At 73.2% G+C, this 17,716-nt stretch carries 20 protein-coding genes; 9 read left to right on the plus strand and 11 right to left on the minus strand.

The window, feature by feature from the left end; all coding sequences use genetic code 11:
* Nucleotides 1-5: 5 nt before the first annotated feature.
* A complete protein-coding gene (locus EJF31_RS08225) occupies nt 6-365 on the minus strand; it encodes an NADH-quinone oxidoreductase subunit A (RefSeq protein ID WP_125036595.1) in 360 nt (119 codons plus the stop codon).
* A gap of 141 nt (nt 366-506) precedes the next feature.
* A complete protein-coding gene (locus EJF31_RS08230; protein WP_125036596.1) occupies nt 507-1,196 on the minus strand; it encodes a demethylmenaquinone methyltransferase in 690 nt (229 codons plus the stop codon).
* A 104-nt stretch (nt 1,197-1,300) separates the two neighbouring features.
* Here EJF31_RS08230 and EJF31_RS08235 point away from each other — a divergent pair, with 104 nt between their 5' ends.
* The 3 genes from EJF31_RS08235 to EJF31_RS08245 all read left to right on the plus strand — a co-directional run bounded on the left by EJF31_RS08235 (nt 1,301) and on the right by EJF31_RS08245 (nt 5,065).
* The gene (locus tag EJF31_RS08235; RefSeq protein WP_125036597.1) at nt 1,301-2,167 is read left to right on the plus strand and encodes a L,D-transpeptidase family protein; all 867 of its coding nucleotides are present in this window, start codon (nt 1,301-1,303) and stop codon (nt 2,165-2,167) included.
* 69 nt (nt 2,168-2,236) lie between these two features.
* The gene (locus EJF31_RS08240; protein ID WP_125036598.1) at nt 2,237-3,502 is read left to right on the plus strand and encodes an isochorismate synthase MenF; all 1,266 of its coding nucleotides are present in this window, start codon (nt 2,237-2,239) and stop codon (nt 3,500-3,502) included.
* A gap of 87 nt (nt 3,503-3,589) precedes the next feature.
* Nucleotides 3,590-5,065 (plus strand): NAD(P)/FAD-dependent oxidoreductase, encoded by a 1,476-nt coding sequence (locus EJF31_RS08245; RefSeq protein WP_260430706.1) that lies wholly within the window; start codon nt 3,590-3,592, stop codon nt 5,063-5,065.
* A gap of 10 nt (nt 5,066-5,075) precedes the next feature.
* Here EJF31_RS08245 and EJF31_RS08250 read toward each other — a convergent pair whose 3' ends face one another.
* Nucleotides 5,076-5,711: an MBL fold metallo-hydrolase gene (locus tag EJF31_RS08250; RefSeq protein WP_125036599.1), complete on the minus strand. Its 636-nt coding sequence runs from the start codon at nt 5,709-5,711 to the stop codon at nt 5,076-5,078.
* Between the two features lie 55 nt (nt 5,712-5,766).
* Between EJF31_RS08250 and EJF31_RS08255 the strand changes: the two genes are divergently transcribed.
* The 3 genes from EJF31_RS08255 to EJF31_RS08265 are packed head-to-tail and all read left to right on the plus strand — an operon-like array spanning nt 5,767 to nt 7,720.
* A complete protein-coding gene (locus tag EJF31_RS08255) occupies nt 5,767-6,375 on the plus strand; it encodes a LysE family transporter (protein ID WP_125036600.1) in 609 nt (202 codons plus the stop codon).
* Nucleotides 6,372-6,887 (plus strand): GNAT family N-acetyltransferase, encoded by a 516-nt coding sequence (locus tag EJF31_RS08260; RefSeq protein WP_125036601.1) that lies wholly within the window; start codon nt 6,372-6,374, stop codon nt 6,885-6,887. Before EJF31_RS08255 ends, EJF31_RS08260 begins: the two co-directional genes overlap by 4 nt.
* A complete protein-coding gene (locus EJF31_RS08265) occupies nt 6,884-7,720 on the plus strand; it encodes an NAD(P)H-binding protein (RefSeq protein WP_125036602.1) in 837 nt (278 codons plus the stop codon). Before EJF31_RS08260 ends, EJF31_RS08265 begins: the two co-directional genes overlap by 4 nt.
* Here the strand turns inward: EJF31_RS08265 and EJF31_RS08270 are convergent.
* The 7 genes from EJF31_RS08270 to EJF31_RS08300 all read right to left on the minus strand — a co-directional run bounded on the left by EJF31_RS08270 (nt 7,717) and on the right by EJF31_RS08300 (nt 16,026).
* Nucleotides 7,717-8,886: a glycoside hydrolase family 3 N-terminal domain-containing protein gene (locus tag EJF31_RS08270; RefSeq protein ID WP_125036603.1), complete on the minus strand. Its 1,170-nt coding sequence runs from the start codon at nt 8,884-8,886 to the stop codon at nt 7,717-7,719. The genes EJF31_RS08265 and EJF31_RS08270 overlap by 4 nt on opposite strands.
* A 59-nt stretch (nt 8,887-8,945) precedes the next feature.
* Nucleotides 8,946-10,814 (minus strand): Na+/H+ antiporter, encoded by a 1,869-nt coding sequence (locus EJF31_RS08275; protein WP_125036604.1) that lies wholly within the window; start codon nt 10,812-10,814, stop codon nt 8,946-8,948.
* Nucleotides 10,815-10,859: 45 nt separating this feature from the next.
* Nucleotides 10,860-11,792: a helix-turn-helix domain-containing protein gene (locus EJF31_RS08280; protein WP_125036605.1), complete on the minus strand. Its 933-nt coding sequence runs from the start codon at nt 11,790-11,792 to the stop codon at nt 10,860-10,862.
* Between the two features lie 7 nt (nt 11,793-11,799).
* The gene (locus EJF31_RS08285) at nt 11,800-12,342 is read right to left on the minus strand and encodes a VanZ family protein (protein ID WP_125036606.1); all 543 of its coding nucleotides are present in this window, start codon (nt 12,340-12,342) and stop codon (nt 11,800-11,802) included.
* Between the two features lie 89 nt (nt 12,343-12,431).
* The gene (gene menD, locus EJF31_RS08290; RefSeq protein ID WP_125036607.1) at nt 12,432-14,027 is read right to left on the minus strand and encodes a 2-succinyl-5-enolpyruvyl-6-hydroxy-3-cyclohexene-1-carboxylic-acid synthase; all 1,596 of its coding nucleotides are present in this window, start codon (nt 14,025-14,027) and stop codon (nt 12,432-12,434) included.
* The gene (locus EJF31_RS08295; protein WP_125036608.1) at nt 14,024-14,986 is read right to left on the minus strand and encodes an o-succinylbenzoate synthase; all 963 of its coding nucleotides are present in this window, start codon (nt 14,984-14,986) and stop codon (nt 14,024-14,026) included. The genes menD and EJF31_RS08295 overlap by 4 nt, the downstream gene beginning before the upstream one ends.
* A complete protein-coding gene (locus EJF31_RS08300; RefSeq protein WP_125036609.1) occupies nt 14,983-16,026 on the minus strand; it encodes an AMP-binding protein in 1,044 nt (347 codons plus the stop codon). Before EJF31_RS08300 ends, EJF31_RS08295 begins: the two co-directional genes overlap by 4 nt.
* A gap of 109 nt (nt 16,027-16,135) precedes the next feature.
* On the opposite strand from EJF31_RS08300, the gene EJF31_RS08305 reads away from it, so the two are divergent.
* Together EJF31_RS08305 and EJF31_RS22300 are read left to right on the plus strand one after the other, a co-directional pair.
* Complete coding sequence (locus tag EJF31_RS08305) at nt 16,136-17,011, plus strand: 1,4-dihydroxy-2-naphthoate polyprenyltransferase (protein WP_125036610.1); 876 nt, start codon at nt 16,136-16,138, stop codon at nt 17,009-17,011.
* Between the two features lie 36 nt (nt 17,012-17,047).
* Entirely contained in the window at nt 17,048-17,179 is a 132-nt protein-coding gene (locus EJF31_RS22300; protein WP_260430708.1) for a hypothetical protein, read from the plus strand.
* A 19-nt stretch (nt 17,180-17,198) separates the two neighbouring features.
* Here the strand turns inward: EJF31_RS22300 and EJF31_RS08310 are convergent, their stop codons facing one another.
* Nucleotides 17,199-17,468: a DUF4229 domain-containing protein gene (locus EJF31_RS08310; RefSeq protein WP_125036611.1), complete on the minus strand. Its 270-nt coding sequence runs from the start codon at nt 17,466-17,468 to the stop codon at nt 17,199-17,201.
* 44 nt (nt 17,469-17,512) lie between these two features.
* Here EJF31_RS08310 and EJF31_RS08315 point away from each other — a divergent pair, with 44 nt between their 5' ends.
* Nucleotides 17,513-17,713 (plus strand): hypothetical protein, encoded by a 201-nt coding sequence (locus EJF31_RS08315; protein WP_125036612.1) that lies wholly within the window; start codon nt 17,513-17,515, stop codon nt 17,711-17,713.
* The last annotated feature ends 3 nt before the right edge of the window (nt 17,714-17,716 follow it).

Genomic DNA, 17,716 nt, shown 5'->3' on the forward strand with positions numbered 1-17,716 from the left:
GCCTCTCAGTCCCATTCCAAGCCGCCCCTACGCCACACATAGGCGTAGGCGACGAAGACGGTGGCGATGAACAGGACCATCTCGACCAGCCCGAAGAGCTTCAGGGAGTCGAAGAAGACGGCCCAGGGGTAGAGAAAGATGATCTCGATGTCGAAGACGATGAAGAGCATCGCGGTGATGTAGTACTTCACCGGGAACCGCCCGCCGCCGACCGGCTGCGGGGTCGGCTCGATGCCGCACTCGTAGGAGTCGAGCTTGGCCCGGTTGTAGCGCTTGGGGCCCACGGCCGCGCTCATCAACACGGACCCACCCGCGAAGAGCGCAGCGAGGAGGGCCAGCGCCAGCACCGGCGTGTAGAGCTCCATGCCGCAGCGTTTCCTCTCTGTCCCGGCGCCTCGCCCGACCGCCGTCGCGATCGGATTGTGACTTTGTGAACTGAATCACTAAGTGGCGCAGGACACAGTCTGCCACTCGCCCCGGGACGTCGCACCCCGGGGTCGGGGTCACTACCGGGTGGCGCGGTGGAGGGCGACGATGCCGCCCGAGAGGTTGCGCCACTCGGGCTTCTGCCAGCCGGCCTCGGCGACCAGGTCGGCCAGGCCCTGCTGGTCCGGCCAGGCCCGGATCGACTCCGCGAGGTAGACGTAGGCGTCCGGGGAGGACGAGACCGCGCGGGCCACGGCGGGGAGGGCCTTCATGAGGTACTCCATGTAGACCGTGCGGAACGGCGCGAAGGTGGGGTGGCTGAACTCGCACACCACGAGACGACCGCCGGGGCGGGTCACCCGGCGCAGCTCGCGCAGGCCCTGCAGCGGGTCGACGATGTTGCGCAGCCCGAAGCTGATGGTGACCGCGTCGAAGGTCTCGTCGGCGAACGGCAGCTGCGTGCCGTCGCCGGCGGTGAAGGGCAGGTGTGGCTTGGCCTGCTTGCCGACCTGGAGCATGCCGAGGGAGAAGTCGCACGGGACCACGACGGCACCGCGGTCGGCGAACGGCTGGCTCGAGGTGCCGGTGCCGGCCGCGAGGTCGAGCACCCGCTCGCCGTACTGCGGGTCGACGGCCTCGATGACGTCGTGCCGCCACCGCCGGTCCTGGCCGAGGGAGAGCACGTCGTTGGTCACGTCGTAGCGACGCGCGACCGCGTCGAACATGCGTCGGACGTCGGACGGCTGCTTGTCGAGCTCTGCACGGGCCACGCGGGAAGGGTACGACGCGGCGCGCGCAACCAAATCCCCGGATCGGGCGTCTCCCTGCTGACACTGGAAGCTCGGAATGGCTTCCTCTTCCCCGGGAGTTCGTGATGAGAGCACTGCGCGCACTGTTCCTGACGGTGCTGGTCTCCGCCCTGCTGTGCGGCGCCGCCTACGGCGCCGGCCTGGCCGTGAAGCAGTACGACGCCGGACGCGCCGGGGCCGGACCGGTCGGCCACCCCGCCGACCTGGTGACGCCCACGGCGAGCCCGACTCGCTCGGTGGCGCCCACCCCGACGCTGGCGCCCGAGCCCACACCTACCCCCACGCCGACCCTCACGCCGGGCCCCACCCTGCTCGGTCCGGGCGCGAGCGGCGACGAGGTCCGTGACCTCCAGGCCCGACTGGTGGCGATCGACTGGCTCTACGGCGACGTCACCGGCACCTACGACGCGGCGACCGTCGAGGCGGTGCGCGGCTTCCAGGACAAGCGCGGCTTCCCGGCGACCGGCGACGTGGACCGGCGCACCCTCGACCGGCTGCACGAGATGACGCTGACCCCGACCCACGCCGCGATGTACAACCTGGGCAACCAGCCCGGTGCGCTGGACGCCCGCTGCAAGGTCGGTCGCGTGCTGTGCATCGACAAGACCAGCCAGACCCTGCGCTGGGTCGTGGACGGCACGGTCCTGCAGACGCTGGACGTGCGCTTCGGGGCGTCGTACTCCCCCACCCGCGAGGGCCTCTTCCACGTCTACGTCAAGGACGCCGACCACGTCTCGCACCTCTACGGCTCCGAGATGCCGTACTCGATGTTCTTCTCGCGGGGCCAGGCCGTGCACTACTCGAGCGACTTCGCCGCGCGGGGGTACGCCGGGGCGTCGCACGGCTGCGTGAACGTCCGCGACTACGACGGCCTGGCGAAGCTCTTCGCCCAGGTGCGGGTCGGCGACGCGGTGGTCGTCTACTGGTCGTGAGCCGGGCCTGACCCTGACCGCCCGGGTGTCGCGGGAGTGGCCTCGGTCACCGGCGTACGCTTCACCCTCGTGACGACCAGCGCGACCCCCGGCGAGCAGGCCTCCCCTCTCGTCGTGCGCACGGTCCGGCTGGACGGCCACGACGGCTCGCTGCTCGACCTACTGCCCACCGACCGCCCCGTGACGTGGCTGCGCCGCGACGAGGGCCTGGTCGGCTGGGGCGTGGCCGCCGAGATCCGGACGCAGGGCGCGACGCGCTTCGCCGACGCCGTGAAGTGGTGGGCCGAGACGACCGCGCGCGCGGTGGTGCGCGACGAGGTCGGCGAGCCGGGCACCGGCCTGGTCTGCTTCGGCACCTTCGCCTTCGCCGACGAGCCGGGCGACTCGGTGCTCGTGGTCCCCGAGGTCGTGGTCGGCCGGCGCGGCGACACGACCTGGCTGACGACGATCTCGCGCGGCGGCCTGGACCGTCCCGAGGTCCTCAGCGTGGCCGACGAGCCGGTCGCGCCGGTCGAGGTCTCCTTCGCCGACGGCGCGCTGGACGGTGAGCGCTGGATGTCGGTCGTCGCCGACGCCGTAGCCCGGATCAACGCCGGCGACCTGGAGAAGGTCGTCCTCGCCCGCGACCTGGTCGCGACCGCCGAGGCGCCGATCGACGTGCGCTGGCCGCTGCGGCGGCTGGCCGAGACCTACGGCATGTGCTGGACCTTCCACGTCGACGACATGTTCGGCGCGACCCCGGAGATGCTGGTGCGCCGCGAGCGCGGCTTGGTCACCTCGCGCGTGCTGGCCGGCACCATCCGCCGCACCGGTGACGACTCCCGCGACCTCGCGCTGGCCGCGACCCTGGCCCGCTCGTCGAAGGACCTCGAGGAGCACGAGTACGCCGTCCGGTCGGTCGCCGACGCGCTCGACCCGCACTGCCAGTCGATGAACGTGCCGGAATCCCCGTTCGTCCTGCACCTGCCCAACGTCATGCACCTGGCCACCGACGTGGCCGGGGTGGTGCACGACGCGGCGACGGTCTCCTCGCTCCAGCTGGCCGAGGCGCTGCACCCCTCGGCCGCCGTCGGCGGCACCCCCACCCCCGTCGCGACCGCCCTGATCGCCGAGATCGAGGGCATGGACCGCGGCCGCTACGCCGGGCCGGTCGGCTGGATGGACGCCAGCGGTGACGGCGAGTGGGGCATCGCGCTGCGCTCGGCCCGCCTCGAGGGCTCGGCCGTGCGGCTCTACGCCGGCTGCGGCATCGTCGCCGACTCCGACCCCGAGGCCGAGCTGGCCGAGTCGCAGGCGAAGTTCGTCCCCGTGCGGGACGCGCTGTCCGCTCCCTGAGGTGCTCGGCCGCGAGTTGGGACCCCGCGCGCAGGGCATCGCCCCGACCCCTTGCCAACCAGCCTATTGAACGATATTCATTAGACTGTGACCCATCAGGCAGTCATCGTCGGCGCCGGCTTCGGCGGCATGGGCGCGGCCATCCAGCTCAAGCGGCTGGGCATCGACGACTTCGTGGTCCTCGAGCGCGAGGACGACCTCGGCGGGACGTGGCACGTCAACCGCTACCCCGGCCTGGCCGTCGACATCGCGAGCGTCACCTACTCCTACTCCTTCGAGCCCAACCCCTGGTGGTCGCACTGGTACGCCCGCGGCCCCGAGCTCAAGCAGTACGCCGTGCACGTCGCCGACCGCTACGACCTGCGCCGGCACATGCGCTTCGGGCAGGTCGTCGAGGGCGCGACCTGGGACGAGGTCGCCCAGGAGTGGGAGGTCCGGGTCGCGGGCGCCGAGCCGGTCCGGGGCCGCTACCTGATCACCGCCACCGGCTTCCTCTCCCAGCCCCGGATGCCGGACATCGAGGGAGTCCACGACTTCGCCGGGACGGTCCTGCACACGGCGAGGTGGGACGACGACGCCGACCTCGACGGCAAGCGGGTCGCGATCATCGGCACCGGCGCCACCGCCGTGCAGCTGATCCCCGAGCTGGCCCGGCGGGCCGCACACCTGACCGTCTTCCAGCGCACCCCGATCTGGGTCACGCCCAAGATGGACCGCGAGATGCCGAAGGCCGTGCAGCGGCTCTTCGCCCGGGTCCCGGCCACCCAGCGCGCGGCCCGCAAGGTCAACACCAGCGTGCTCGAGCTGGTGATGGTCGCCGCCGTCCTGCACTACCGGCAGTGGAACCTGCTCAACCGCGGGGCGGCCGCCATCGCGAGGCGGCACCTGGCCAGGCAGGTCGCCGACCCCGAGCTCCGCGCGAAGCTCACGCCCGACTACTCCTTCGGCTGCAAGCGGCCGACGTTCTCCAACGACTACTACCCGGCCTTCACCGAGCCGCACGTCGACCTCGAGACGACGTCGATCCGGCGGATCACCCCGACCGGGATCGTCACCGCGGACGGCCGGGAGACGGAGGTCGACGTACTCGTCCTGGCCACCGGCTTCGACATGTGGGACGCCAACTTCCCGGCGATCAGCGTCGTCGGGCGCGACGGCAAGGACCTCGGCGCCTGGTGGCGCGCGACCCGCTTCCAGGCCTACCAGGGCATCGCCGTGCCGGGCTTCCCCAACTTCCTGAGCCTCGCGTCGCCCTACTCCTACTCGGGCCTCTCCTACTTCACGACCATCGAGGGCCAGATGAAGCACATGGACCGCCTGCTCTCGGAGGTGGCGCGGCGCGGGGCCAGCAGCTTCGAGGTCCGCGACCCGGCCAACGAGGATTTCCTCGGCTGGGTCACCGAGCGGCTGGAGGACTCGGTCTTCTCACTCGGCCAGTGCGCGACGGCGCGCAGCTACTACTTCAACCAGCACGGCGAGGCCGCGCTGCTGCGGCCCAGCTCGACCATCAACACGCACCGCGAGGCGGCGAGCTTCCCGGTCGACGACTACGAGTACGCCTGACCCCACCGGGTCACAGGTCGGCGCCGTCGGCGAGGCGCACGTAGGACAGCCCCTCCTTCGGCAGGAACACGTTCATGTGGCCGTCGACGATGCCGAGGCCGGCCTCGCTGTAGACCCGGTCGTGGATCGCGAGGTTGCGTGGCGCCTTGACGGCCCGGGCGAACTCGATCGCCTCGGAGGCGCGCATCCACGGCGCCGAGACCGGCACGAGGAGCACGTCGACCGCCTCACCGGGAGGCGTGAGCGCGTCGCCGGGGTGGAAGACCTTCTCGTCACCGGCCGTGAGGACGTAGCCGGAGTTGTGGAAGCGCGGGAACTCGGAGTGGATCACGGCGTGCAGCTCGCCGACCGCCCGGGCCGGGATGCCGGGGTCGAAGGACTCCCCCGGCGCGACCACGGTGGTGCGCTCGAAGACGTCGGGGGCGTCCTCGCGGATCCGCGCGGCCACGGCGTCGATCGTGAAGACGGGCGCGTCGGTGCGGCGCAGGTGGTCGGGCAGGTAGTGGTCGGGGTGCTCGTGGGTGATCAGCACCGCGTCGACGCCGTCGACGGCCTCCGGGTCGGTGAAGACCCCGGGGTCCAGGACGACGGTGCGCCCGTCGTGCTCGATCCGGACGCACGCGTGACCGAACTTCGTGATCCTCATGGGCCCCACGCTAATCCGCTGGCCGTGAGGGGTCCGCCCCCGCCAGAATCCGGGGGTGCTCGAGGTGGTCGTCTCCGGTCTCGTCACCGGCTGGGCGATCGCGATCCCGATCGGCGCGGTCGGGGCGTTCCTCGTGGCGCTCACGGCCCGGACGTCGTTCCGGGTCGGCGCCTGCGCGGCCCTCGGGATCGCCACCGTCGACGGGGTGTACGCCGCCCTGGCCGTCGTGGCCGGCGCCGCCCTGTCGACGCTGCTGGAGCCCGTGGCCACGCCGCTCCGGATCGTCTCGGGCGTCGTGCTGCTGGTCATCGCCGGCCTCACCGCGGCCCACGCGATCGCGACGCAGGGCCGGCCGCGGGCGGCCTCGCCGGTCGGGGCGCTCCGCGCCTACGCGATGTTCGTCGGCATCACGGCCGTCAACCCGGCGACCGTCGTCTACTTCGCCGCGGTCGTGCTCGGCAACCGGCACCTCGTCTCCTCGGCCCTCGAGGGCTGCGTCTTCGTGCTCGCGGCCTTCGTGGCCTCCGCGTCCTGGCAGCTCCTCCTGGCGGGCGGCGGCGCGGCCCTCGGACGCGTGGCGACCGGGCAGCGCGGCCACCTCGTCACCGGACTGGTCTCCGCGGTGGTCATCGCGGGCCTGGCCGTTCATACGATGCTGCCATGAGCACGCCCGACACCCTGACGATCCGCCTGGCGGTCCCCGACGACGCCGAGGCACTGACCCACCTGCACCTCGACTGCTGGGACGACGCCTACACCGGGCTGGTCCCGCAGGAGGTGCTCGACGAGCGTCGGACGCAGGTCGCCCAGCGGATCGACAAGTGGCGCGGCATCCTCGGGCAGAGCACCAACACCCTGGTCGCGGAGACGACCGACGGGCTGGTCGGCTTCGTCTCCTCGGGACCGGTCCGCGACGAGGACCGCACCGGCCTGGAGCTGTGGGCGCTCTACGCCCGGGCCGCGGTGTGGGGCACCGGCGTCGGGCACGCCCTGCTCGTGGCCTCCATCGGCGACGCCCCGGCGAGCCTGTGGGTGCTGGAGGGCAACGACCGCGCGATCGCGTTCTACGAGCGGCAGGGCTTCCGCCGCGACGGGCACACCGAGCTCGAGCGCGAGGGCCTGCACGCCCGGATGGTGCGGAATCAGGCGGCGCCGTCCGCCGTTGACCCCGCATGACCGCTGGTTCAAGCCTGGCCCTCACCGGATCCACCGGAGCCCTGGGCGGCCTCGTCGCCCCCGCGCTCGCCGACCTCGACCCGTTGCTGGTCGTGCGCGACGCGTCCCGCGCCCCCGACCTCGGACTGGAGGTCCGGGTCGCCGACTACGCCGACGAGGCCTCGGCCGTGGCGGCACTGCAGGGTGTCGACCTGCTCCTCATGGTCTCCGGCGCCGAGGCGCAGGACCGCCGCGACCAGCACCGCCGGTTCATCCACGCGGCCGCGACGGCCGGGGTCGGCCACGTCGTCTACACGTCGTTCGCCGGTGCGGCCCCCGACGCCACGTTCACGCTCGGCCGCGACCACCACGACGCCGAGCAGGCGCTGCGCGAGAGCGGCATGCGCTGGACGTTCCTCCGCGACAACTTCTACGCCGACGTGCTGCCACTCTTCGCCGACCGGACCGGCGCCATCCGCGGTCCGGCCGGGGAGGGCCGGGTGGCCGCGGTCGCCCGGGCGGACGTGGCGGACGCGGTGGTGGCGGTGCTGCGCGACCCGGCCACACACGCGGGAGCGACGTACACGCTGACGGGGCCGGAGACGCTCACCCTGGCCGAGGTCGCCACCCGCGCGGGTGCCGTGCTCGGTCGCGACCTGCGGTTCGAGGACGAGACGGTCGAGGAGGCCTACGCGTCGCGGCGGGCGGAGTACGACGCCGAGGACTGGCAGCTCGACGCCTGGGTGAGCACCTACACCGCGATCCGGGACGGCTCGGTCGCCGAGGTGACCGACGACGTACGCCGCCTCACGGGCCACGCCGCCCGGTCGCTGGAGGATGCGCTCCGGGGCTAGCGGCCCAGGAGGCCCTGGTCGTCCTTGGCCTCCAGGACGCGCAACGCGGCGCTGTCGACGCGGGCGCGGAAGCGCTCGTCGTGGCGCGCCCGCTCGAGCACCGCGTGCACCATCGCCGGGACCACGCGCGGGCTGACGGTGAGGACGAGGTCGCCGCCGGCGTGCAGGAACTTCACGGCCCGGACGCCGGGCGACCAGCGCGCGACCTGCCGGGCGTTGGCAAGGTCGTCGGAGACCACGACGCCGTCGAAGCCGAGGTCCGAGCGCAGCATCGTGCGGATCACGAAGCCGGAGAACGCGGCCGGGTGGTGCCGGTCGAGGCGGGCATAGACGGCCGAGGACATCATCACGAACGGCACCCCGGCGGTGACGGCGTGCTGGAAGGGCTCCAGGTAGGGGTCGTGCCGGCGGGTCACCCGGTCGACCACGCGGGCGGTCGTGTCGGTGTTGCCGCGGACCCGGCCCAGGCCGGGGAAGTGCTTGACCGACGGTGCGATCCCGTGGGTGGCCATGCCGCGCGCGAACGCCAGGCCGTGCCGCGACACCCGGACGGGGGTGTAGCCGAACTCCCGGTCGTAGCGTCCGATCGGCTCATTGCTGGCAGCAGCCCGCGGGCCGGGGACGGTGTCGAGGACGGGCGCGAGGTTCATGTTCACACCGCTGGCGCGGAGCTGGCGGGCCCAGCGGCCCGCCGCGCCGCGCAGGTGGGCCAGGCCCCAGCCGCCCTGACCCAGGGCGGTCGGCATCTCGTCCAGCCCGGGCCCGTGCAGCACCTGCACCTGGCCGCCCTCCTGGTCGGTGGCGACGAGCAGCCGGGCGCCGGAGGTGGCCGCCCAGGTGGCCCGCGACTCGAGGGCGTGGACGACGCGCGCGGTACGGCGGGTGCCGGCGTAGCTGCGCCCGGTCAGCATCACGCTGCCGACGTGCAACCGGCCGATCTCGCGGCGGGTGGCGGCGTCGACGGAGGTGGCCGGACTGCCGACCATGAAGAGCTGGCCGACGCGCTGCGGGAGCGTCATCCGGTGCAGGACCCGCTCGGCGCGGGTGCGCTCGGGGGCCGAGGGTTGCTGTCCGGCGTCGGCCGGCGGTGCTGCGGTGAGGACTGCGGCGAGGAGGAAGGCGGTGAGGAGACGAACGAGGGCAGGACGGGAGGAGGTCGTCAGCAAGACCGGTGGCTCCTGGGTGATACGGCGGGGGGCCGCACGACCCTAACGGAGGGCTGCGGTCAGGCCGTCAGGTGGTGCACGTAGCACCAGCGCCAGTCCTCGCCCGGCTCGGCGGACTGCATGACGGCGTGCGTGGACTCGCGGAAGTGGGCGCTGGCGTGCTGGCGCGGCGAGGAGTCGCAGCAGGCGACGTTGCCGCAGTCGAGGCACTGGCGCAGGGCGACCCAGCGGGTGCCGTCCTCGACACACGCCTGGCACACGCCGACGTCCGAGGTCTCGACGGCCGGGTGGTGCTCGAGGTCGGCGCACTGCTCGCCCCGGCGGGCCCGGGTCGTGGCGGTGCTCGCGCGCAGCTCCTCGCGCTGCTGGGTCGCCACGTCCAGCATCGACTCCTCGACGTCGAGCATCGTGAGCACCTCCGAGACCACCTCGGACGCGACCCGGCCCGAGCTGCGGATCTCCAGCACCCGCTTGCGCTCCGCGTCGATCATCGCCAGCCGGATCCGGGCGTAGAGGTCGCTCGGCGCCTCCTCGTCGGCGGTGGTGCCGAGCCGCTCCCAGGCCGCGTAGTTGCGCTGGTCGATGCGCTGGCGGATCAGGTCGCAGATGCCGTGCGGGTCCTCGTACTCCATCCGCTCGAGCTCCTCGTAGCCCGCCTTGGACGCTTGCTGCAGCAGGGTGGCCCGGGCCAGGGCGTCGTCCATGGGGTCCGGGGCGGGCACGGCCAGGCGCCGCGCGATGACCGGCAGGGTCAGGCCCTGGACGAAGAGGGTGCCGGCCACGACGGTGAAGGCGACCAGCAGCAGGATCTCGCGGTGCGGGGTGGTGTCGGGGATGACGAACGCCGCGGCCAGCGTCACCACGCCGCGCATCCCGGCCCAGCCGAGGATGAACGTGAACTGCCACGGCGGGCGGTGACCCGTGTCCGGGTCGGGCCCGGGCCGGACCAGCAGGTAGCGGGCCACGAACACCCACACCATCCGCAGCACGACCACCCCGGCCAGCGTCGCTGCGCAGACGCCGACGATGCGCCCGGTCGACAGGCTGCTGTCGCCGACGTCGCGGAAGAGCCACTGGGCCTGGAGCCCGATGAGCAGGAAGACGGTGTTCTCCAGGACGTAGGCGATCGTGCGCCAGTTCATCCGCTCCGCGATCCGCGACTGCGCGGTCTGGATGATCGGCGCCTTGTGCCCCAGCAGCAGACCCGCCACGACCACGGCGATGACGCCGGAGGCGTGTGCCTCCTCGGCCAGGATGTAGGACGCGAACGGGACCACGAACGAGATCGCGGTGTCCAGCAGCGGGTCGGTGATCCGCTTGCGCAGCCAGGCGACCAGCACGAACGAGCCGAAGCCGATCGCGGCCCCGCCGCCGGCGGCCAGCGCGAAGTCCGCACCCACCCGCCACATCACGACCCCACTGCCCGTCGCGGCGATCGCCGTACGGAGGGCGACGAGGGCGGTGGCGTCGTTGAGCAGCGACTCCCCCTCGAGGATCGTCACGATCCGCCGTGGGAGCCCGATCCGGCGGGCGATGGCCGTGGCGGCGACGGCATCGGGCGGCGCCACGACCGCGCCGATCGCGAAGGCGGCCGGCCAGGTGACGCCGGTGAGGGTGAGGTGGACGAGGCCGCCGATGCCCAGCATGGTGAAGACGACGAGCCCGACCGAGAGGAGCAGGATCGCGCGCCGGTTGGCGTTGAAGTCGACGAGGCTGGTCTGGATCGCGGTCGCGTAGAGCAGCGGCGGCAGCAGGCCGAGCAGCACCACCTCGGGCTCGAGGTGGACCTCCGGCACGCCCGGGACGTACGACGCCGCGACCCCCGCGACGATGAGCAGCAGCGGTGCAGGCACGTCGATCCGGTCGGCCAGCGCGGTGACGGTGAGGACGCCGACCGCGAGCGCCACCAGCAAGAAGGCGATCTCCACCCGGCCATTGTCACGGACGGCCGGTCGGGTGGGGTGAGCCGCTCGTCAGGCGGGTTGGGCCACCCACAGCATCGGGTCGCCCCACCCGAGCTCCTCGATGCCGTGCCGGCCGAACGCCAGCACGACCAGGGTGCGGCGGTGGGCGGCGAAGGTCAGCACGTGGGCGATCATCCCGCCGTACGTGAAGACCTCCGCCGGCTCGCACAGCGCGTCGACGAACGTGTCGTCGAGGCGGTTGGCCTCGACGACGCCGCGGACGTGGGCGAGGTACGTCGCCCCCTCCGTCGCGAGGCGCTCGCGCATCGAGGACAGCGACTCGTGCTCCTCGACCGACCAGTCGTAGTCGCGGGTGGCCATCGCGGCGTTCCACATGCCCATCTGGCCGATCAGCCGGGACAGCAGGGAGCGGATCGTCTGCTCGTCCTCGTCGACGTTGAGCTCGATGCGCTCGTCGAGCTGCTCGTCGGTGAGCCGCTCGGCCAGCCGCACCATCTCGCCGGTGAGCCAGACGTGGTGCTCGACCATCTTCGTGAGGAGGTCCATGGAGGTCACCTTGTCTCGTGCGGGCAGCCGGAGGCTGCCGGGTGGGTGGAAGTGCACGTCGCTGGGCGCGGCGATCTGGATGTGGCCGGGCTTGCGCCGCCACGTCGCCGGCGGCACGCCGTAGGCCTTGGTGAAGGCGCGGGTGAACGCCTCGTGCGAGCCGTAGCCCGCCTCCACCGCGATGTCGAGGAGCGGCGCCCCGGTCGTGATCATGCGGTAGGCCGCCCGCTCGAGCAGGATCCGTCGGCGGAAGGACGCCGGCGGCTCGCCCGCCACCGACCGGATCATCCGGTCGAAGTGGAACCGCGAGAAGTGCAGCCGCGCCGCCCACTCCGCGCCCGACGCCGGCCCGCCGTCGGGGTCGTCCAGCGCCTCGGCGAGGTGGTCGACGAAGTCGGCGAACGTGTCGACCTGCGTCTTCGTGGCGGTGCTCATGCACCGATCATCGGCGAGTCGTCGCCGTCTGTCTTGATGGTTCTTGCGTTCTCCGCAACGCGACCGCGACGAGCAGGCGAGCGGGCACCGCCACGGCAACAGCCCCCGCGAGGTTGAGCGCCACGTCGGAGGTCTGGCAGGCGCCGAGGTCGGTGACGAGCTGGATCCCCTCGACGCCGAGGCTCAGCAGCAGGGCCGACACCAGCACGAGGCGGAGGCGCCGGGTCGCCACCACGGCGAAGAACGTAGCCGGCGCGAACAGGGCGAGATTGAGCTGCTGCTCCGGGGTGCCCAGCCCGACCGAGGTGCGCAGGCAGGATCGGCCGAGCCCGAACATGAGCCCGTCGCGATAGCGGCCCAGCGTCGTGGCGAGCACCAGGGCAACGCCCATGCCGGCGGCCGCCGCCGCCAGGATCCGGTGCGCGGACCACCCGACGCGGCGGGCGGCGTACGCCGAGAGGGGCGCGAGGAGGAGCACCCCGACGGCCAACGCAACCTGCGTCTGGCGCAGCCCGAGGATGATCGACGCAACGGCCCGGAGATCGCTCACGGGCCGACAGTAGGCCCGCTGCTGTCCGAAGCCGTGGACGTCATGCGAGCTCGTCGTGCGGGCAGCCGGGTCGTATGACGTCCCCGGCGTCAGGGGCGGAGCGCGCGGATCCGGGCGTCGAGCTCGCGGCGGTTGTCGCGGCGGACCCGCACCTCGACGACCTCGATGCCCCCGTTGGGTTGGGCCAGGGCGTGCTCGAGCTCGGGCAGCGACTCGACCCGCCAGTGCGGCGTGCGGGTGGCGGCGCAGAGGCCGGCCAGGTCGACGCCGTGCGGGGTGCCGAAGAGGGTGTCGAAGCGATCGGCGTACTGCTCGTCGCCCTGCTCCAGCATCGCGAAGATCGAGCCGCCGTCGTCGTTGACGACCACGACCATGAGGTCCGGTCGCGGCTCGTGCGGCCCGAGCACCAGGCCGTTGGCGTCGTGGAGGAACGTCACGTCGCCCATCAGCGCGATGGTGCGGCTGCTGCTCTCGCGGCCGAGCGCCGCGCCGATCGCGGTCGAGACGACCCCGTCGATGCCGGACAGGCCGCGGTTGGCGATCACCTTGCGGCGCGCGCCGACGTCGTAGCGCGGCACCATGAGGTCCAGGTCGCGGATCGGGCTCGAGGCACCCACGACGAGCTGGCCGCCGGCCGGGAGTGCGCGGGCCACGGCGCCCGCGACCTCGTACGGCGTCAGGTCGGCCTCGGCGGCCAGCAGCCCGTCCAGCTGGCGGGCCACCGACCGGTCGGCCTCGCGCCAGGCGTCCAGCCAGGCGGGGTCGTCGGCCTCGTCGACCTCGATCGACTCCAGGACGGCGTCGACGCGGAACGGCCGCTCGGCCCACACCCCGAGGGCCGGTGCCGCGACCACCACGACGTCCTCGCGGGCCAGCAACCGGGAGACCGGGCGGGACAGGGTCGGGTGACCGAGCACCACCACCCGCTCGACCTGCGCCGCCAGGTCGGTGGCCAACAGCAGCCGGTAGCAGCGCAGCGCGTTCTCGCCGGTGCGCGAGCCGCTCGTCGGCTCGGCGAGCAGCGGCCAGTTGGCGCGCTCGGCCAGCACCCGCGCCGGCGGACCGGCGTCGTCACCGGCCACGACCACCGTCCGCGGGCCGATCGGCAGGCGCGCGTCATCGTTCAATTGCTGGGAAAACCACCCGAATCCGCGCCGGGTCGGTGCTTTTCCCAGCAATTGCGCGGAAAACGACGCCCGGTCGTCCGGCACGAGCGGCTCGTCCAGGTGCACGTTGAGGTGCACCAGGCCTTCGCCGACAGCGGGCACGGCGGCCCCCGCCGACACCGCCACCGTCGGCACCAGCGGCCCGAAGATGCCGAGCTGATCAGTCGTCTGGTTGGCGTTGGTGCCGCGCAGCCGCTCGGGGCGGTCGGCGGTCACCACGACCAGCCCGACCCCGGCATGCGCCGCCTCGAGGACGGCGGGGTGCAGGTTGGCGACGCCGGTGCCCGACGTGCACGCGACGGCGGCGCGCGAGCCGCCCCGGGTCAGGCCCAGGGCCAGGAAGCCGGCCGACCGCTCGTCGATGCGGGTGTGCAGCCGGAGCAGGCCGTCGTCGGCGGCGTCGAAGCAGGCGAAGGACAGCGGGGCGTTGCGCGAGCCCGGCGCGACCACGACCTCGCGGACGCCCGCCTCGACGAGGGCCGTGACGACGGCGCGGGCGAGCTCGGTCGAGGGGTTCACGAGGCGCCATCCTGCCCGAGCGCGGCCCGCCAGGCGCGCACCTCGGCGAGCCGCGCCTCCCAGTGGGCAACCCGGTCCGGCGTCGCCGCGAGCGCGTCCAGGGACGGGAGCGACACCGACGGCACCCCCACCCGCAGCGCCCCGTCCACCGGCAGCAGGGAGGAGTCCACGACGTCGGACGTCAGCAATTGAACGGTGGCGAGCCCACAGGCGTACGGCAGCGACGGCAGCGCGGCCGCCAGCGCGACCCCGGCCGCGATCCCCACCGACGACTCCAGGGCGGACGACACGACGACCGGCAGCCCGATGTCCTCGGCGATCCGCAGGCACGCCCGAACCCCGCCGAGCGGCTGCACCTTGAGCACGGCGATGTCGGCTGCCTCGAGGTCGCGCACCCGGTAGGGGTCGGCGGCGCGGCGGATCGACTCGTCGGCCGCGATGGGTACGTCGACCGCACGCCGCACCGTCGCGAGCTCCTCGACCGTGGCGCAGGGCTGCTCGACGTACTCCAGGCCCCCCGCCGCCCGATCCAGCAGCCGGATCGCCGCCACCGCCTCCTCGACCGACCAGCCGCCGTTGGCGTCCACCCGGACCTTCCCGGCCGGACCGAGCGCGGACCGGACCGCCTCGAGCCGCGCAAGGTCGTCACCCAGCGTCTGGCCGGGCTCGGCCACCTTGACCTTCGCGGTCGTGCAGCCGCCCGCGCGCACGATCTCGTCGGCGCGCTCCGGACCGACCGCGGGCACGGTCACGTTGACCGGCACCCACGACCGGAGCGCCTCCGGCCAGTCGCCCGCCGCGGCCTCCTCCGCGCAGCGCAGCCACGGCTCGGCGACGTCGGGCGGGTACTCCAGGAAGGGGCTCCACTCGCCCCAGCCAGCGTCCCCCTGCAGCAGGGCCCCCTCGCGCACCGTGATGCCGCGGAAGCGCGTCCGCATCGGGATCGAGAAGACCCTCATGCCAGCTCCCGCAGCCGCAGCCGGTCGGTCTTGCCGTTGGCCAGCAGCGGCAGCTCCTCCAGGAGCACGAGCGAGCGCGGCGCCCACGAGCGCGGGTGCACCTCGGCCACCCAGTCACGCGCGTCCTGCAGCGACAATCCGTTGGTCGAGCCTGTCGTCGAGACCACCACGAACGCGACGACACGATGGCCCCACTCCGCGTCGGGCACGCCCAGCACCTCGACGGCTCGCACCGACGGGTGCGACCGGAGGCGTACGGCGACCGCCGGCGTCGGCACGTTGACGCCGCCGCTGATCACCACGTCGTCGAGCCGGCCCAGCACGTGCAGGCGGCCGTCGTCGTCGAGCCGGCCGGCGTCGGAGGTGAGGAACCACCCGTCGACCAGGGTCTCGGCGGTCAGCTCCGGGTCGCCGTCGTACCCGTCGAAGAGGGTGGGCCCGCCGATCCGGATGCGGCCGTCGGGGCCGATCGCGAGGGCGACGCCGTCCAGCGCATAGCCGTCGTACACGCAGCCGCCGGCGGTCTCGGACGACCCGTAGGTCCCGACGACCCGCACGCCGGCCGCGGCCGCGCGGGCGCGCAGCGACTCCTCGATCGGGCCGCCACCGAGCAGCACCGTGTGGAACGACCGCAGGGCCGCCGTGTCGGTGTCGTCGTCGAGCATCCGGTGCAGCTGGGTGGGCACCAGGGACACGAATCCACCACCGCCGACCCGCGCAGCGGCCTCGGCGAACGAGCCGTGCGCCTCCAGCAGCACCGGCTCCTGCCCGGCGACCAGCGAGCGACAGACCACCTGCAGCCCCGCGACGTACGACGGCGGCAGGGTCAGCAGCCAGCGACCCGACGCCCCCAGCCGGCGTTCGGTGGCCCGCACCGAGGCGAGCACGGCGCGCCGTGACAGCACCACCCGCTTGGGACGGCCGGTCGACCCGGAGGTCTCGACGACCAGCGGCTCGGGCTCCGTCGTCGCGCCCAGCCAGGCGTCGAGCGCGGCCACGACCGCGGCGCTCGGCCCGCCCACCGGCCGCAGGTATTCCATGCGACGGACGCTAGTCCACCGTGGTGGCATCCGTTGCCGCGCCCACCGCCCGCGCGGCCGAGCGCTACCTGGAGCGGCACTCCACGGTCCCGGCTGCTTGAATCCTCCGGTGGCAACACCGAAGCAGTGGCTCGCCGGCGCGCGGCCCCGCACCCTCCCGGCCGCCGTCTCTCCCGTCCTGGCCGGCACTGGCGTCGCGGCGTACGCCGACGGCGCGGTCTGGTGGAAGGCCCTGCTCGCCCTCGTGGTGAGCCTCGCGCTCCAGGTGGCGGTCAACTACGCCAACGACTACTCCGACGGGATCCGCGGCACCGACGACGAGCGGGTCGGCCCGATGCGGCTGGTCGGCTCGGGGGCCGCGTCCCCGCGGGCCGTGAAGACCGCGGCCTTCCTGGCCTTCGGCGTGGCCGGGGCCGCGGGCCTCGTCCTCGCCGCCACGACGGCGTGGTGGCTGGTCGCGGTCGGCCTGGTCAGCGTGGTCGCGGCCTGGTACTACACCGGCGGCTCGAAGCCCTACGGCTACCTCGGCCTCGGCGAGGTGATGGTGTTCGTCTTCTTCGGCCTGGTCGCGGTCATCGGCACCACCTACGTGCAGACGGAGACGTGGGAGTGGGCCGCGCTGTGGGCGGCGGTCGGCATCGGGGCGCTCGCCTGCGCGATCCTGGTGGTCAACAACCTGCGCGACATCCCCACCGACACCGTGGCCGGCAAGCGCACCCTGGCCGTGCTGCTGGGTGACGCCCGCACCCGCGGGCTCTACGCGCTGCTCGTCCTCGCGGCCACCGTGGCGGTGGTCGCGGTCGCCGCGACGACGACGCGGTGCGCGCTGGTCGGGCTGCTGTTCCTGGTCGTCACGGTCCGGGCACTGCGGACCGTGCTCGGCGGAGCGACCGGACCGGGCCTGATCCCGGTGCTGCAGCAGACCGGCCTCGCCGAGCTGCTCTGGGCCGCGCTCGTGGCGGTGGCGCTCGTCGCCTGCCGCTGACGGACAGCGCGGGCGGGATCGACGTACGCTTCAGGCATGTGGTTCCTGATCGTCGTTGCCCTCGTGGTGGCCGTCGTGGTCGCGTGGCGGATGCGTGTGCCGCTGCTCGCGAAGATCCTCGGCCAGTCCGAGGGTCGCATCAACCGGCAGCTCAACCGCCGCCGCTGAGCCTGCTGCCGGTCCGGGCTCAGACCTGCGGCTCGTCGGCGTCCTCGCGCGCCCGCATCTCCTCGAAGCGGGACGTCGCGCGGCGCGCCCGCTCGTCGACGCGGCGGGCGAACGCCTCGCGCTGCCGGTTGAGCAGGAAGTACGAGGCCACGCCGCTCAGCACGAACGAGATGACGATCGCCCAGATGTCGACCCGGTGGAACGCGAGCAGCCAGATGCCGGTGACGAGCGCCGAGCAGGCAACGAACAGGGCGATCCTCAAACCGGTGTAAACCACGAACTCCTTCACCCGTTCAGAGTAGGCGGTGACCAGGTGGCGCCTACATTGGAGGGGTGCTGAAGTTCCTGATCGTCGTGATCCTGATCGCGATCGCCGTCTACCTGACGACCCGCGTGATCCAGCGCCGCGGGATCATGCCGCCCGCACCCCGCGCCCCGCGCACCCCGCCCCGGCCCTTCGGTCCCGACGACGACCCGGACTTCCTCCGCGACCTCGACCGGCGCCGCAAGCACCCCGAGGACCCGGACGCCTGAGCG

This window comes from Nocardioides sp. LS1 (genome assembly GCF_003865225.1).
Taxonomy (GTDB): domain Bacteria; phylum Actinomycetota; class Actinomycetes; order Propionibacteriales; family Nocardioidaceae; genus Nocardioides; species Nocardioides ginsengisegetis.

Excerpts from the sequence above, each read along its gene's own strand:
- EJF31_RS08250 (WP_125036599.1), bottom strand. The coding sequence starts at position 5,711 with ATGAGGATCACGAAGTTCGGTCACGCGTGCGTCCGGATCGAGCACGAC.
- EJF31_RS08235 (WP_125036597.1), top strand. The coding sequence starts at position 1,301 with ATGAGAGCACTGCGCGCACTGTTCCTGACGGTGCTGGTCTCCGCCCTG.
- EJF31_RS08225 (WP_125036595.1), bottom strand. The coding sequence starts at position 365 with ATGGAGCTCTACACGCCGGTGCTGGCGCTGGCCCTCCTCGCTGCGCTC.
- EJF31_RS22300 (WP_260430708.1), top strand. The coding sequence starts at position 17,048 with ATGTGGTTCCTGATCGTCGTTGCCCTCGTGGTGGCCGTCGTGGTCGCG.
- EJF31_RS08295 (WP_125036608.1), bottom strand. The coding sequence starts at position 14,986 with ATGAGGGTCTTCTCGATCCCGATGCGGACGCGCTTCCGCGGCATCACG.
- EJF31_RS08280 (WP_125036605.1), bottom strand. The coding sequence starts at position 11,792 with ATGAGCACCGCCACGAAGACGCAGGTCGACACGTTCGCCGACTTCGTC.
- EJF31_RS08265 (WP_125036602.1), top strand. The coding sequence starts at position 6,884 with ATGACCGCTGGTTCAAGCCTGGCCCTCACCGGATCCACCGGAGCCCTG.
- EJF31_RS08260 (WP_125036601.1), top strand. The coding sequence starts at position 6,372 with ATGAGCACGCCCGACACCCTGACGATCCGCCTGGCGGTCCCCGACGAC.
- EJF31_RS08300 (WP_125036609.1), bottom strand. The coding sequence starts at position 16,026 with ATGGAATACCTGCGGCCGGTGGGCGGGCCGAGCGCCGCGGTCGTGGCC.